This is a genomic window from Nostoc sp. LEGE 12454 (genome assembly GCF_056620565.1).
This window is the reverse complement of sequence record NZ_JBWQXL010000080.1, coordinates 1-15,720: the sequence shown is the minus strand read 5'-3', so window position 1 is coordinate 15,720 and position 15,720 is coordinate 1. Positions and strand designations below refer to the sequence as shown.

The 15,720-nt window shown below is 43.3% G+C and carries 12 protein-coding genes; 8 read left to right on the top strand and 4 right to left on the bottom strand.

Annotation, left to right across the window (positions count from 1 at the left end):
* Positions 1-40: 40 nt before the first annotated feature.
* Complete coding sequence (locus AC1F2U_RS33665) at positions 41-487, bottom strand: hypothetical protein (RefSeq protein WP_480265088.1); 447 nt, start codon at positions 485-487, stop codon at positions 41-43.
* Between the two features lie 216 nt (positions 488-703).
* On the opposite strand from AC1F2U_RS33665, the gene AC1F2U_RS33660 reads away from it, so the two are divergent.
* The 8 genes from AC1F2U_RS33660 to AC1F2U_RS33625 all read left to right on the top strand — a co-directional run bounded on the left by AC1F2U_RS33660 (position 704) and on the right by AC1F2U_RS33625 (position 12,301).
* Positions 704-2,728 (top strand): hypothetical protein, encoded by a 2,025-nt coding sequence (locus AC1F2U_RS33660; RefSeq protein WP_480265087.1) that lies wholly within the window; start codon positions 704-706, stop codon positions 2,726-2,728.
* Between the two features lie 22 nt (positions 2,729-2,750).
* Positions 2,751-3,383, top strand: coding sequence for a hypothetical protein (locus tag AC1F2U_RS33655; RefSeq protein ID WP_480265086.1), 633 nt, complete (start codon positions 2,751-2,753; stop codon positions 3,381-3,383).
* 206 nt (positions 3,384-3,589) lie between these two features.
* Complete coding sequence (locus AC1F2U_RS33650; RefSeq protein WP_480265085.1) at positions 3,590-6,925, top strand: hypothetical protein; 3,336 nt, start codon at positions 3,590-3,592, stop codon at positions 6,923-6,925.
* 33 nt (positions 6,926-6,958) lie between these two features.
* On the top strand, positions 6,959-7,777 hold the full coding sequence (locus AC1F2U_RS33645) for a hypothetical protein (RefSeq protein ID WP_480265084.1): 819 nt from the start codon (positions 6,959-6,961) through the stop codon (positions 7,775-7,777).
* Positions 7,778-7,779: 2 nt separating this feature from the next.
* Complete coding sequence (locus tag AC1F2U_RS33640) at positions 7,780-8,913, top strand: hypothetical protein (RefSeq protein ID WP_292876572.1); 1,134 nt, start codon at positions 7,780-7,782, stop codon at positions 8,911-8,913.
* 159 nt (positions 8,914-9,072) lie between these two features.
* A complete protein-coding gene (locus AC1F2U_RS33635; protein ID WP_480265083.1) occupies positions 9,073-9,804 on the top strand; it encodes a hypothetical protein in 732 nt (243 codons plus the stop codon).
* Positions 9,805-9,821: 17 nt separating this feature from the next.
* Positions 9,822-11,456, top strand: a complete 1,635-nt coding sequence (locus AC1F2U_RS33630) for a hypothetical protein (protein WP_480265082.1) — start codon at positions 9,822-9,824, stop codon at positions 11,454-11,456.
* Complete coding sequence (locus AC1F2U_RS33625; protein ID WP_480265081.1) at positions 11,453-12,301, top strand: hypothetical protein; 849 nt, start codon at positions 11,453-11,455, stop codon at positions 12,299-12,301. Before AC1F2U_RS33630 ends, AC1F2U_RS33625 begins: the two co-directional genes overlap by 4 nt.
* A 361-nt stretch (positions 12,302-12,662) precedes the next feature.
* Here the strand turns inward: AC1F2U_RS33625 and AC1F2U_RS33620 are convergent, their stop codons facing one another.
* The 3 genes from AC1F2U_RS33620 to AC1F2U_RS33610 form a co-directional block, all read right to left on the bottom strand.
* The gene (locus AC1F2U_RS33620; RefSeq protein ID WP_480265080.1) at positions 12,663-13,334 is read right to left on the bottom strand and encodes a DNA-directed RNA polymerase subunit alpha C-terminal domain-containing protein; all 672 of its coding nucleotides are present in this window, start codon (positions 13,332-13,334) and stop codon (positions 12,663-12,665) included.
* A 138-nt stretch (positions 13,335-13,472) separates the two neighbouring features.
* The gene (locus AC1F2U_RS33615; RefSeq protein ID WP_480265079.1) at positions 13,473-13,730 is read right to left on the bottom strand and encodes a DUF7219 family protein; all 258 of its coding nucleotides are present in this window, start codon (positions 13,728-13,730) and stop codon (positions 13,473-13,475) included.
* 164 nt (positions 13,731-13,894) lie between these two features.
* A partial coding sequence (locus AC1F2U_RS33610; RefSeq protein ID WP_480265078.1) for a hybrid sensor histidine kinase/response regulator occupies positions 13,895-15,720 on the bottom strand: 1,826 nt, incomplete at its 5' end.

Sequence of the window (15,720 nt, the reverse complement as noted above, 5' to 3'; positions counted from 1 at the left end):
AAGCAGGCTACCAGTTTTGACCAGTTGCGTCCTTTGCGGGTTAAAGAAAATAAGTATCGCTGAAATGCTTATCTAATATAAGTTTCAGCCTTAGCGTACAATTTTCCCGTTTTGGCACGGTGACGCCCCACCCGTCGATAGTTAAATCTTGAATCAGCTGTAGTTTGTAGCGCCAGTCATTAAGTGTTGGTTCCCAATACTCAATCATGGCTTGTTTTATACCTTCCAAGTTTTCAGGCTCATCTACTAACAACCAAGCGATCCGAACATCGGACATCGCCGCGAGATGACTGTATTGACTATTGGCAATCCACTTTTGATTTAGATTGAGTGTGGAATCTATATACAGTATTTTGTTGTCTGCCCCTATGCAGAAGTAGACTGCTGGCACTGCTGGAAGTGTCGCCCGATTTCCTAATGAGACAGATGGTAGTGAGAGAGGATCAATCCCACCTGGGGGTGGTAATGGTTGTGTTGTACTGTTCATCTCACAGTTGGTAGTAGACTAAATTGTTCTAGTAAACTTTACTAGAACATTATAGGATAGGCGCAAATTCCTTAATCCTTAAGAGGATATTTGTTCATAAAACTGCTAACTGTCAACATTAGCCAACTGGACAACTTATAAATCGCCATTTGGTCTAGCTGTTTTTAGATCAAGTCTTGTTAGGTTAACTGCTAAGGCAATCAGCTTTGAGTACCTATGGCTACCAAAACACTGACCAAACCTAAGCAAAGACAAAATTCTCAAAATCGCTCATGGGAAAACCTGACAGATCGCCGCAAACTCCGCCATATTGAAAACACATTGGATAAAGCGATCGCATCCTCAATTCAGGATGATTCTATCCAGTCCCACGAAGACTTTAAAGCCTATGTAGAAAACTACAGCCAGGAATCGGGTAAAGCCCCCATCACAGTAGAACTCTGTGTAGGAGGTGGAGATGATGACGAGATTAGAGGCTATCGCTTCTACCTCACCAATGATCCCAACCACAGAACCAGTGGCAAATACCTGATTAAAAACCTCGAAGGAATTACCAGCAAAGATGAAAACTACTTCACCCCTTCTAACATTGCTGAAATTTGCGGTTTTGCTGAAACAGAACTAGACGATCTCGATGATGAATTAGAAGATGACCTGCTCGATTTAGATGAAGAAAATGAAGAAATAGATGATACAAACGACGAACTAGACGACCTATTAAATGACGATTTAAACACCAAACTTGATGACCTAGATGACTTAGATGAAGAAGACGAACCATCTGTTAGTCGTGTTAGCGCAGCCCAAACTAAAACTCAAGCCAAAACTTCAACTAAAACCCAAAGTAAGTCTCAGCCTAAAACACAACCTAAAACTCAGGACAGAGCTAAGACCAATAAAACTGCTGCCAAAAACTCCAAATCCAGAGAGCCTCTAGACGAAGCTTCGCGTTTAAGTGCCACAGCTGCCACCAATGGGCGAGAAGTGAATGGGGTGAATTTGGCAGGCTTAACAGGTCAACTGGCATCTCTGGGAATTGCGGTGGGACAAGGAGTTTTGGAACAGCTAACAGCCGAGGCTGATGAAAAGCGGCTGGAACGAATTTTCAAAGAACTCCAACAGCAGAATGACCGCGTAGATAACATAGCCAGTCGCTTGCAAGAAGCAAAGCCGGACTCACCAGAGTCTCAAAAGTCTCAAGATTTTCAAACTGTATCTGAAGAATCAGCCACAGACAATCCACTGGCTGTAGCTGCTACCAAAATCGGCTCGAAAGTAGATAATCTTGCTTCCCAACTAGACCCCAAATACCAATCTCAACCATTTGAATTAAATAAGGATGCCAGTGTCAGCGAACAGCTTGACCAAATTGAAGCCTACCTGAAAGTTCTTTCCAAGCGACTTGACCGTTTAGAAATGGTAGTTAGCCGATTGGAAAAACAGATGGTAACGCCACAAAATAATTCTACTGTTGTCGAGTCAGAAACTGATGCAGATATTGTCCAACCTAACTCTGCTAACCAGCCACCAGCAGACGTTGACATTTTAGAACATCTGACGAAACGCCAAGCACAGCAACAACAAGCTGCCTGTGCTGATGCTTTAGTGGGGTTTGCCAAAGTTGCTGGTGAGTTATTTGACCAATCTCCCCAAGCAGGTATCCCCATTTCCAGTAATAAAACCTTATGGGTAGAAGCACAAGACAAACAAGTAGCGATCGCTTTAGAAAATACCCAAGGTGAAACACTCTTTGCTGGTACTCGTACTCAGGGACAGTGGGCGATCGCTGAAGACAATCTCAGCCCTGATGAAAAGACTGGCATTTGCAAACTGCCACAGTCGAAAGAAGAATACGCCCTCAAAGCCAGTACCCAAGCATTGATTCAAAAATTTCAAGAACAACTACCTAACCGATTTAACAGCAACGATGAACCGACATTCACCTGGACTGAAAAGGGCAAAGTCAAGTACGAGTTTGAAGTAGTAAAACTGCCCAATGATACACGGCTACTTCAAGGATTTAACCCTAATCGTAACGATGAACAAGTGCTTGATGCCGTTTTAGTACCAGGGCAGCCCCCAGAGATTTTGCAGTGCAGCATCCCCCTGCATGAGATAGAAACGCTACTGGACAATCAGCAATCAACTCGCTCTACCCAAGCCCCGGCTGATAAAGATACTGCAAGGCAACGCCAGAAACAAACTCAAAGAAAAGCCAGCAAACCAGAAATGCAAGTTTAATTCTACAAACGAGAAGAGAAAAATGAACAACACAAAATCTCACATTTCTCAGTTAAAACTGCTGTCATCTCGGAAATTTTCAACCAACTTGAGAAACCTGAAAATCAACCGCACAGACTTACTTTTCATTTTACTATGTCTTGCGATTGGAATTTATTTGTTAGCTACCAAACCCATATTCGTCACTATTTTGGGATGTGCCACCATTGTTTTCTTGAGTATTGGGTACGTAATTCGGACAGTACCAATTCTAGAAAAGTATTTAGGTAGAAAAATTCGCTTTTGGCATATTGTTGCCGCCATTATCACTGTTACCGCTTTACTCGATACCTTTACAACTCCAGCCCAAGCTATTTTCTTAAGCGGGTTGGAAAGCTTCTTCAACAATCTAGCCCAACAAAGTTCCCAAGCCGGAGGCGGTTCCACTGGCACTTTGGATGCCAACGTTGTTGGTTTAACATTTAACCTCATCCGAGGTGCATTCTTGCTGCTGGTTGCTGCTGCTTCTCTATTTGCCTATAACCAAGCACAGCAAGGTAACGACTGGCGACCAATTGTTACTCAAGTCGGTCTAGCATTCTCCATCGTAATTGCCATTGATGTCATCACTTTCATATTTGTCGGTAATGGCACAGGAACAACAGCCATTAGGTAAACCCAACTTGAATTTTATACCCATTAAATAAGAATTCAGAAGTCAGAAAACATTCGTCAGAATTCATCAGTGGGGGATGAGCATAGTTGATCTAGAAAACTTTGAGAGGTTATTGACAAGAATGAAAGTCCTATTCTCCCCCTTATCTTCACTTGTCACTTCTTGGTTGACTGACTACTAATGCAGCACCAGAGAATTATACAAATATGGCACAAGACAATCGAGAATTCATCAAAGTCAATCGGATTCTAGGCAAGCAAGCCAGCATTGGGCCAATTCCAGCTGAACAGCTACTTCCTTGGATTGCCATCATTGTAGTTTGCTATGTTCTCACCAATGGTTTACTCAGTTTGGGTATGGGTTGGTTCTTTGCTACCTCATTCTGGCTAATTATCAGTTGGTGGATTCTCACAGGCAAACAGCCCCATCAGTTTTTAGATCGATGGCGTAATCCACCGGGAACAGAGTGGTGCAATAGTAACAGCATTTACATCTCACCGATTCCCGAATATCGGCCCTGGTGGGTGCGTCGGCGTTACGCAGACTCGCAAGTACAAATTCGATTCAAGCCGCTGATTGTACCGAATCAATATGGAGGCAAAAGTAAGCTCATGCCTTTCCAAAATGAGGTAAACATCTGCTGTATTGCAGAAATTAAGAAAGATGATCGTGAAGTGGCTGCCCTGTTATTAGATAAAGGCAACTCTCAGTATCAACTCGTGTTTGGGTTTCGCATCGCTGGACTGCATGACATGCTGCATGAAAATGAAGTCAGCGAATTTGCCCACTCTATCGAAGAGGGTTTGAAAGAACTACCTCCCGGTGAAAAAATTACTTTTTGTACAGGCTGTTATAGTGATGATACTGAGTCATATCCCCTACAGACAGGCTCTACCAAGCGAGTACCGCACAAACGCCAAACCCCACTTACTGCCTTAGCAGACGATTGCCACTTGAAACCAGTTTCTGTGCTGCTTCGCAACGAGCAATTGCGGGTGGAACAACTCAAGGAAGCAGGTTCTCGCCAAATCTGGAATCAAATTGCCTTCTGTACTTGGACGAGCGATGATGAAGCTGGTTCACAGCAAAAGGATTTTGTGGGTGGACTGATTGAAAAATGTAGAAAATTCGGCTCTTGGGCAGTTGAACTGATTACAGGGAACAAACGCATTTACCAAGAGGAGTTTTTCAAAAAGCTTTTACTGCAAGGGTTTCAGCAAGGATTCATTCAGTGGGAATTGCTGCTCAATACTAAAATTGGCTTAGAAGTAACACCTTGCAATGCTACAGATTTGTGGCAGTGGCTTTGGAATCGATTTAATGAGGGTGCAGCACCTCCTATTCCCCAAGTCATTACACTGAAGGAGACTGAGACGGGACTGGAGTTAACAGAAACCCTAACCACCGATAAACACATTTGTACATTACTGATTGAAGGACAACAGGGACGCTCTGCCTGTCCCGAACATCGGGGAGATAATGACCGAGTTTACCTGACAGGTAAAAGTAAGGTTTGTGGAGTCATGGTTGTAACAGATCCCCCCGTCGGTTGGTCTAATGCCCAAGAGCAGCTAAAGTGGGTCTGGAAAATCCTTGCTTCCAGCTACGTTCACGATACAGAAGCTTGGATTGAAATCAGCCGCAGCAATGACTTCTTAATCCAAGACAACCTGGCGCGTCAGGCAAAACAATCCAAAACAGCCCGCACTTTAGCCATAACCAAAGGACAAGGACGGGACGTTGGAGCGGAAATCAAACAGGAGGAATCCTTTGAAGCCCAACGACGACTTTATGAAGGGACGAAAGCATTGCACTGTGCGCCTGTATTTCTAGTTTACCGCCACAGTGCCCAAGAGTTAACCCACGCTTGCAACTTATTGGCTAACAGTTTTGAGACTGCTAAAGTAATTCGAGAGCGTAATATTGCTTGGGAAATTTGGCTGCAAACCCTGCCGATTACCTGCAAATGGTTGCTGCACGGAGGTAATCTCAGCGAACGCAGAATAACTTTAGATACTCATACTGTAGCCGGGATTATGCCCCTAACTGTCCCCAAGGACATCGATAAACAAGGTGTAGAATTCCTTACCAGTCGTGGTGGCAAGCCTATTTATGTTGACTTATTTCACCAGCAGATTGGACGCGCTCTAGTTACAGGTACTTCCGGTTCAGGAAAGAGTGTTTTGGGATGGCGCTTTGCTCTAGAGGCATTAGCGAACAATATTCCCGTTGTTGGTATGGACATCTCTGCCAGTGGTAACAGCACTTTCAAGACGGCGATTGGGCTTTTGGGCGAACAAGGAGCATATTACGATATTTCCAGTGGCAGCAGTAACCTACTGGAACCGCCAGATTTGCGACGGTTCGACAAGTCAGAACGGGAACGGCGCATGGAATCTTGGAAGGACTTTATTCGCAAAGCATTAACAGCGATCGCAATGGGTAAAGTTGAAAACCCCCATCTAGCTCAACGGGTTGATGCTTTACTGGTGAAAGCTTTGGACGTATTTTTAAAAGACGCAGAAATTATTACTCGCTATAACCGAGCCTTTGAGATGGGCTGGCTTTCACCAGAATGGCAGCAGATACCCACGCTACCAGATTTCGTCAAGTTCTGCACTAGAGAACGTCTCAATCTGAGATCCTTTGAAGAGATTGACCGACAGGCACTTAACCAAATCCAAAATCAGGTTAGCGCTTTACTAGCATCTAGGTTGGGGAAAGCGATCGCTCGTCCCAGCACTTTTTCCCCATTACCGGCGATTAAATTCTTTGCCCTCAGTGGATTGAGTAACGAACAGGATGCTTACTTGATGGCAATTAACGCCCATAGTGCTTGTATCCGTAATGCACTATCCCATCCTAAGAGTTTGTTTATTGGCGATGAGCTTTCCGTATTATTACGTAAAGATGGCTTTGCCCAGATTATAGGCGAAACCTGTGCCACGGGAAGAAAAGAAGGCATTGCTGTTCTGCTGATGTCCCAAGACCCGGATACCATTTGCGAGTGTTCGACAGGCGCTCAAATTATGCAGAACATGACCTACCGGATTACCGGACGTATTACCAGTAGCGGTATTGCTTCTTTCCAACAGTATCTGGGCTATCCCGTCAATATCATCAGTCAAAATGCGACTGAAGCATTTTTGCCCCGTACCAGCGACCTTTATTCCTGCTGGCTAGTAGAAACAGGTGGTAGATTCTGGCGTACCCGCTTTTACCCTGGAGAGATGATGCTGGCCAGTGTTGCCAATAACCAGGATGAACGGGAAGCACGAGAACGGGTGATGGCTCAATATCCAGATACCGCTAAAGGCAACCTGTTAGGACTGAGAGCGTTTACCGATGCTTACATTCCAGCTTTGAAGGAAAACAGAGGCTTTAAGCATATTGGTCGAGAGATACATCAAACCTCAGCATTGCGTGATTGGGTAAGTCCTGCGGACAGGCCCCACCAAAGTGGAGCATCTCTGCAACAAGAAGGCGATCGCCAAGAGAATAACGATGGCCAACAGGCTGAAAGTAGCCTGATTGCAAGTTGATATATCTAAAAACTGCATTAAGGAAGGTGAATCATGAAATCTAAACTTACCTTTATCAGATTGATAGCACTGATTTTAATTTTTGAACTTGGTTCTATCGCCAGTCCAGCCCTTGCTCGCACTCAAGACAACGGTCGAGATCCGGTAGCTGCTGCTGTTAGTAATAAAACTACTGGTAGTAGTATTTTCACCTCAGACACAGCATCTCAAATCAGTGATTTTGTGGGAGATGTCAAAAATTTCGCTCAAAATGACCTATTTAATCCTTTTGGCAATTTGCTCAATTCTGCCTTGGGTGCAATTCAAATTCCAGATTTAAACAAAGTTTTGGCAGGAATCATGAACGGTTCAGCCAACAACGATCCTGGTGCCGTGCTGTCTGAAATTTTGGAGAACAAAACCAATGGTCAAAGCTCTTATGGTATCCGTGAAGACCTTGGTAAATATGCTACTAGAACAGTTGCCACAGAGATCGCTAATCAGGCTACTTTGAGCCAAACAGCCCAAAGTCAGATGGCTCAAATTAAGCAAGCTACTCAACAAGATACTCAAGAAAGCGTCAGCTTGGGTGAGGAATCCCAAAGTTTAGATGTCACCCAACAGATTTTGCAAAACCTATCCCAACAGACTGCCATTACCAGTCGCGTCAACGAGCGAATGCTTCAAGAAGCCCAGCAAGCACGCATTGACAGGGCATTGAGTAACACCTTAACCGCTCAAACAGCCAAGGAACTTTCAGCCATCAATACTGCCGATCGCCGTAAAAGTGTTGCCGCAGGCAATGCTGCCACTCAACAGGCGGGCTTATTGATCATGCCTGGTGGCATTACCCTTGGTTCTGACAAGCAGTAGCTTTGATTTCAACACTCATGATGCACATTATTGCTCAATCATTTCCAGTAACAGGCGGAGAATCCGATGCCCTAGAAATTATCTCCAGTTCTTTAGAACTTTCTCGCGCCACAGTTGAGTCGTGGAATACCGTCTGGCTAGTTACTTTAGATCCGCTCGGTTCGGCATTATGGATTGGCTTGATTAAATTGGGCATCACCTTGGGAGCCGCCAGCATATTATTTGTGGCGCTAACCACTGGTAAGGAAATCATTGAAAAGCAATCATGGTCAGAACTGGCATCAATCTTTGTTTGGCCCTTCGTGATTATGATTTTCTTGGGGGCCAACGGCAATATGCTGGCGAAGACAATTACTGTTATCCGAGGCTTCGCTTACAACCAAGTGCAAAGCGTTCTTCAACTTCAAGTTGGTGAACTAACATTTCGAGATGCTATTACCAATGTGGCAATTAGCAGTATCGCTAGACAACAGTTAGAAAACCTCTATAGCGAATGTCAAGGAAAAGTCGGTACAGAGTTAGTTGAATGCTGGAACTCAAAGCAAGCCCAGGCACAGGCAATTGTTACCAAAGCTGAAGAGCAAGCTAAATCTCCACTCCAACCACTACGAGATTTTGGTAGTTTTCTTTGGAATAGAACTTTGCCTGGTCAAATTGGTACTGCTGTTCAGTTTGCCAACGATCCAGGTAGTGTGTTTCGAGATACTGCCATCCCCATCATTCGTTTTATCCTGTATGCCCTGCAATGGGGCTTTGTAAATATTTTGGAAGCTGCTCTGTTGCTAACAGCATTATTTGCACCGATCGCAGTTGGTTTATCTTTGCTGCCATTACAAGGTCGTCCTATTTGGGCGTGGCTGACAGGGTTTATTTCCTTGTTTGGTGTTCAACTTGGTTACAACATTTTAGTAGGTTTAGCAGCCGTCGTGCTGGTAAAGTCTGGTGCTGAATTAGCATCTGATGTCGCATTTTTATGTTTCCTAAGCATTTTTGCACCAGTTTTGGCGGTATTAATAGCTGGAGGTGGGGGAATGGCGATTTATAACGGCATTTCTGCCAATGTCAAAGGCTTAATCGATATTTTTAGCAGTGCCATTGGAACTGCTACCAGTATTGCTCTACTCCGCAGGGGGTAATACCAATTTTGGATTTTAGATTTTGGATTTTGCGGAAAGTCCCCAGTCCCTAGTCCCTATTTTCAAGACAGGCATCAGAACTTTCCAAGACGAATTAAAAACCTTTAACACAAGGCTGTTCGGTGGATTTTCAAATAATACTACTTATGCCAATTTGGTATGACTCTGCAAATTAAACGACTTCAAGCTCCATTGCTTCCAGAAGCCAAAAACCTCCTAGCTGTTTGCTTTATCTGCCTAACTGCATTTAACGGTCTGATATTTTTGTTGACTCTATTCACCGCTTTCAGGGTCAATAAAATCGCCGATCGCAAGACGACTTTTGCCCAGTTGGTAAATGGTGAGACAATCTACATTTCCGAGCAAGATCGTAACTGGCGTTATCCAGCTGTAATTCAAAAGGTAGTTAGTGATTGGACAACCCTAACATTTAACTGGGATGACAAACTCACTGGTACTAATCAACCAGACCAAGGCATTCAAGTTGGTAGAAATGGGCGGATTCCCACAAATACTTGGTTTGCTTCCCTGCTGCTAGAACCGGAATTTGCCAAAGCTTCTCTACCGAAGATTGCCGAATTAGTTCCTACAAGCTTCTTTTCAGGTCAGCTGCGTAGCACCACTATTATTTCCTATCTGTCAGAACCAAGAGCAGTACGACCTGGGGAATGGGAAATAGACATGATTGCTACCCGTATCTTAGTTGACCGAACTACTGGTAGAGATGAACGTATTCCTTTTAACCGCACCTTTACCGTCCAAGCAGTGGAGATTCCCCAATCTCCTTTAGGTAAAGATGCCCCCCTGGTAGAACAGAAAATTTATGAAGTGCGATCGTCTGGACTGCAAATTACCAAGATGGTTGAGTTCAATTCTCAGCAACGACGCTAAAGGAAAAGGGTAGAATTATGAGCAATTCAAATCAAAACCATGAATTTGACTACCTAAATCAAAACTCTGGTGATTCTTCGCCGGAATTCAACAGTACTAACGGCAATCATCGCTCTAACCAAGCCACTTTGGTTGCTGATGATGATATCAGCCCTGAAGAGGAGCAGTTGTTGGCAGGTTATAACCCTACTGCAAATCACCTCATTTCCGAAGAATATCGCTTGAAACAAGATGCAGAAGGAGCGGTAGAGCGACCGTTAGCAGAAAAACCTAGTGTTCGACTAGGTTCAGTAGTTGCCTTAGTGGGAATAGTTATTGGCTCTGTAGCACTGATCTGGTTTGGATTTCTCCAACCGAAACCTCCTGTCAAACAAGTAGTCCAAACCCCTACTACATCTCCAAAAGGCGAACCAGTTTTAGATGAATCTGCCGAACTGAAAAGCAGATTAGCGTTTCAAGACCAACGGCAACAACTTAAAGTGGAACCTGTTGCTGCTAAATCCCCAAGTCCAACCCTACAAAATAAACCCAAACCAAGGCCATCTCAACCTCAAGAGACTTTTTCACCGCGCACAACTCCTACATCACGCATAACACCAATAACTCCTGTAAGAATTTCTCAACCTGCGCCCCCAGTAGTGCGGTATATTTCTCCAAATCCTGTCAGTTATCAAGCTTCATCACCAATACGACAGCCTGAAAGTAATGTCGATCCTTTCCAGCAGTGGAGCCAACTAGCTAGTCTAGGACAGTCGCAAATCGGTAACTCTAAAGCAGCTGAAACTCAGTCAGAAGTTGCTGTGAACACTCAAACTCCAACAGGCTTGAAACCAACAGCTAGGGCATCCATTTCCACTCCCGAAGACCCTGGTATTCAAACAGTTTTAATTGGCTCCAAAAGCACTAACAGTAAAACTGATAACTTAACTCCAGGAATGGTAGGTATCCTCAATCGCACCCCTGTAGCTCTAGCCAATCTCAATGTAAATGAAACTAAAGAAGTAGCACTGAGTACATCTGCTCCAGGTAGAATTATCATGCCGATGATTTGGGATCAGGGAGGGAATAATCCCAGCGATCGCTTTGCTATCGAGTTAACCAAACCTCTCACAGCTACAGATGGCACGGTGGCACTCCCCGCTGGTACTGTTTTAGTAACGAAAACAGTGGCAGTAGGTAAAAAGAATAACTTGGTATCTGCTAGTGCGATCGCGCTTATTTACCCTGACTCCCAAGGCACAGTCAAACAGGAAACTATTCCGGCTGAGACTTTGTTAATTCGCGGTCGAGGACAGCAACCATTAATTGCTAAAAAGCTGAATGATGTGGGGACAGATATTGCCCAACAAGATTTGTTAGTTGGATTACTCAGTAGTTTGGGTAAGGTGGGAAGCATAGTGAATCAGCCCCGCACTCAATCTAGCACTGTTGTTTCTAGTGGCACTTTTAATCAAAGTACTATTACTAGTAACTCTAATCCTCAGATTTGGGCGGCGGCGTTGGAAGGCTTTTTTAGTCCAGTCAGTGAACGTCTGTCTAGACGCTCTGACCAAGCAGTACAGGAATTACTAGAACGTCCAAATATCCAGTTTTTACCTGAAGGTACAGAAGTCTCGGTTGTCGTCAATAGTTTTTTGAAAGTTGAACGATGAAACAATTTGCTACTCTTATCATCGGCACTAGCACATTACTGCTCAGTGTGACAGCACCTGTTGTACAGGCACAAGCACAAACTCCTGCATATCGCTTGATTGAACGGGATATGGCTGCAAGCAATAGGATTCAGGTTCAAATTACTCCAGGACGTGCTACGCCTATTAGCTTCACTCAAACCGACGAGGCGATCGCCTACATTTTGGTAGCAGATCCTTCACGACTGGTCTACACCACAGATACAGATTTAAAAAGCGGACGCGCTACAACCATTTTTCTGAGGGCAATCCAACCGCTAAAGTTTCCAGGGGCTACCACTACTGCCATTACTAACTTACTTGTCCAAACTGTAGACAAAACGGGACAAAAACGACTCTACAACTTCGATATCGTTCCAGTGCGTAGAAACACTGGGTATGTTGGTATTCAGATTGCCAATGCGTTCGTCGTACCCCTACAGGGAAGCAAGCTACCAGAAGACGTTGCCGTTGGCGGAGCCTCTCGTAGAGAAGGCATCGCCTTCGGCACTGCACGTAGACGCGGAACGGCTTCTGAAAGTACCGCAATCGCTGGACAACAGACACTATTAATAGATAAAAATCGCAGAGCGAGAGTAGATGATATTGAAACCGGGCTGAGAATTGCTATTAATCGGGGTTACACCAACAAAAGCGATCCAGTTGTTCCTAAAGTGCAGCAAATTTTATCTTTGTTGCGAAATAGCAGAGTAACAATCCCAGAAGCAGCTGCATCTGTTGGTGTTCCAGTTGAGGTTATTTCTGAATTAGGAAGAATCGCCTTAAATGACCGCCTACTCAGACTAGGACAGCAACGCGAGAGGTGATGCACTGGTTAAAATAGAAAGGAAGTTAACAACTCTTAAATAGTTGACAATAGTGTTAACAAGCCGCTAAAAACCACAATATTAGTACGTATCTTTGTGAGAGTGCTAAATTGATTTTGTCTGTGAGTTGTCAATTCGCTACGAACTTATGCAAAGCTGTACTTAGTCCCGTTTCCAGTCTATGCGATCGCACTTTGTTGGCGAGTTGCTAAATCGCTCAAATCTTTGTATGTTCAGCCTTTGCGGAAATGTCATCAAAATCCCATTAACCGACATTTTCCCCAACAGCCAGCAACGTTTTTGACACTGCGATATTGAAAACGCTCATCAAGTCTTAGCGCATAGCTTTCAAAATTACTGCTTAGAGAGAAGGCGTGTGTTCCGGGTCTGGTAACTCTGGTAACTCAATCCCTCGGCTTTGCAATGCTTCGACTATCTGAGATACAGATTTATTTCCCAGCTTTTTCAGCGTTCGCAAGCCTGTGACACCATATTTATTTAAATCTTCTATTGTGTTAACTTGTGCATCTTTAAGCGCCGTATAAGTATTTCTTTTCAAATTCAATGACTCAATACTCTTTTCATCAACAACGCAAAAAGGTTTATTATCACCATTTATTTCCTCTATGGGATGTACATTAGTGTTGGCAACCTCTACAAGCTGATTATCCGGCGAGATTGAGTCTACGTTTTGAGGGAAGCTAATTTGGTCAACACTGTCTACATTGGCATCAACAACGCAAAAAGGCTTATTGTCCTCAAGTATTTCTAGAACTCTATCTATTTTTGCTAGTTGCTCATAAACAGTATTTACACTCACAGTCGGTTCTACACCAGCATCAACAGAGGTTAACCAGTCATTTTTGATTAGGTTGGATAACTCTGACTTTATATGGTTAGGCTTTAATCTGCCTTCTGTAATTAACTTTTCGACAACAGAATGTGGCACACGGAAGCTTACAATAGGCGATTCCTTGGTTTTTTTGCCCATATCTTTCCACATTGTCAACAGCGTACACAGTAAATATATCATTGTGTATACACTGTTGACAATATGGACAAATCATCAAAGTCAACCCAGAACTATGCAAATTTTCTTGTGTATGTTTCAGTACCTAAAACTTTTTATTTAAAAGAATACTAGCAAGCCAGGGGTAATCAAGTGTAACAATTATTCAGTTACGTCAAACTCATCACTTATTAGCGTCTTAAAGCTCTGTGTTAACTGCTGCCAGAGTAACTCAATTTCCTCATAGCACTCCTGTGAAGAAATTTTTCCCACAGTCTGTAGATTAGAAAGATAACAGACACGTTGAGAAAATTCTTGAAGATTAGCATTGAATAAAAAACTTTGAGGCGTATACTTACCAAGATATCGATAGCGCTGGTAGAGAAAATTGTTATTGTCTATCTGATTATCGTTATCCATATTAAAAAAATCTTCTTAATACAAATCTAGACTTAGTTATTTCACGTTGCTTTTACATTTACATATAGTATTAAAATTACCTTTTTGGTTAATATATTAGTTTTACTTATCTTAAATTTCTTATTTATTGAAAAATGTATCAAATAATACAGGTCTAGTATCAATCAAGTTTTTAACACCTCAATGATCTGATCCACGAGTTCCATTGGCTCAATTGGCTTGGTAATAAAAAGTTGAAACCCTGCTTTTAAAATACGTTGCTCATTTTTGGCTTCAGCAAAAGCAGTGAGAGCGATCGCTGGAATTTGTCCCCCTTGCTTTATAGTGCGGGAGCGAATCTGACGAATCAAGGTAAAGCCATCCTCATCTGGCATACTGATATCACTAATCAGTAGAGCGGGCGATTGCTGTTCTAAAAGTGCCAATGCTTCTTTTACTGATGCTGCCACTAATACATCTGCCCCGGCGCTCTGAAGAACAGTCTGCATTAACATCCGAGCATCTGCATCGTCATCCACAACCAGAATGCACAAGTTCTGCAACTGGGCAATTTTCTGATTGCCATGCAGCAATTCTCCTACTACTAGTTCCTCATTACTCAACTGCTTTGTCATTGTCACGATAGGTAGCCTCACCGTGAACGTCGAACCCTTGCCGAATCCTGCACTGGCTGCTGTGATATTGCCATTGTGGAGTTCTACAATTGTGAGAGCGATCGCAAGTCCTAGCCCTAATCCACCAGCAGAACGAGTAGTGGAAGCGTCACGCTGACTAAACCGTTCAAAGACGAATGGTATAAATTCTGCTTCTATGCCCCTCCCTCGATCAATAACAGTAATCTGAGCTTGAGACTCAACTTGTTCCAACCTGACCTCTACACTTTGATTCTTGGAACTAAACTTGATTGCATTTGAAAGCAAATTCCAAACTACTTGTTGTAAACGAATGGCATCACCTAAAACATTGGACACAGCAGTATCAAGATGTAACTGAATTTGAATGCCCTTTGTTTCGGCTGACAATCGAATAGTATCTGCTGCTAAACGAATTACACTTGCTAAGTCAACAGGTTCGATTTCCAAATTCATCTCGCCCTTCTGCATCCTAGCCAGATCCAACAAATCGTCAATTAAGCGAACTTGTAGACGGGCATTCCGCTCAATCGTTTCCAGTCCCTCAATTTTCAGTGCTTCATCCATCTCAGATTCAGTTAGCAATAGTTGCGCCCAGCCGTGGAGATTATGCATGGGAGTACGTAACTCATGAGACAAGACAGCGACGAATTCATCCTTTACTCGATTTATTTCTGCCAGTTCCTCAGTCTTTTGTCTGAGTTCTTCCTCTACGCGCTTTTGTTCAGTGATATCAATGCCAATTAAAAATGCAGCTCTGTTTTGGTCATATTTTTGAGCCACAATTAAATAGCTACGATCTGCGCTTATCGATTTCAACTCATATAATGCTTCAGATTGATCTCCAGCAAAGAAATTTTGCACGAACTCACGAAACCCATTACCGTTAGCTAAGAAACCAATATCCTGACCAACAAAAGCTTCGGGAGGCAAATTAAAACTATCAGCTAAGTGCTTGTTGACACCTAGATAGCACAAATCAGAACTGACCCAAGATACAATTCCAGGTACAGCCTCCAATACAGTCTGCAATTGATCTCTAGCAGCTTGCAATTTTCTTTCTGCCTGGTTGCGCTGGGTAATATCTAGAAATACACTTACACACCCCCGCACTTTTCCATCTTCATCAAATAAAGGGGCAGCATACTGCGAGAGATTAATTCTCATACCATCATCACGAACCACCTCAATCTCAGAATCCAGTATTTCCACACCATGAGTGGTAGCATATTGGGACTTAGACAAAATAGAGGAGTAAAAAGGGGTATAATTCTTTTTCAGCCTAGCTTTCACGTCAAAGTAAGCTCCCATGAAAGAGACAACTCCCGCCGCCATGCCTCCATGCTTTGAAAAATGGT

Excerpts from the sequence above, each read along its gene's own strand:
- AC1F2U_RS33665 (WP_480265088.1), bottom strand. The coding sequence starts at position 487 with ATGAACAGTACAACACAACCATTACCACCCCCAGGTGGGATTGATCCT.
- AC1F2U_RS33660 (WP_480265087.1), top strand. The coding sequence starts at position 704 with ATGGCTACCAAAACACTGACCAAACCTAAGCAAAGACAAAATTCTCAA.
- AC1F2U_RS33655 (WP_480265086.1), top strand. The coding sequence starts at position 2,751 with ATGAACAACACAAAATCTCACATTTCTCAGTTAAAACTGCTGTCATCT.
- AC1F2U_RS33650 (WP_480265085.1), top strand. The coding sequence starts at position 3,590 with ATGGCACAAGACAATCGAGAATTCATCAAAGTCAATCGGATTCTAGGC.
- AC1F2U_RS33645 (WP_480265084.1), top strand. The coding sequence starts at position 6,959 with ATGAAATCTAAACTTACCTTTATCAGATTGATAGCACTGATTTTAATT.
- AC1F2U_RS33635 (WP_480265083.1), top strand. The coding sequence starts at position 9,073 with ATGACTCTGCAAATTAAACGACTTCAAGCTCCATTGCTTCCAGAAGCC.
- AC1F2U_RS33630 (WP_480265082.1), top strand. The coding sequence starts at position 9,822 with ATGAGCAATTCAAATCAAAACCATGAATTTGACTACCTAAATCAAAAC.
- AC1F2U_RS33625 (WP_480265081.1), top strand. The coding sequence starts at position 11,453 with ATGAAACAATTTGCTACTCTTATCATCGGCACTAGCACATTACTGCTC.
- AC1F2U_RS33620 (WP_480265080.1), bottom strand. The coding sequence starts at position 13,334 with ATGATATATTTACTGTGTACGCTGTTGACAATGTGGAAAGATATGGGC.
- AC1F2U_RS33615 (WP_480265079.1), bottom strand. The coding sequence starts at position 13,730 with ATGGATAACGATAATCAGATAGACAATAACAATTTTCTCTACCAGCGC.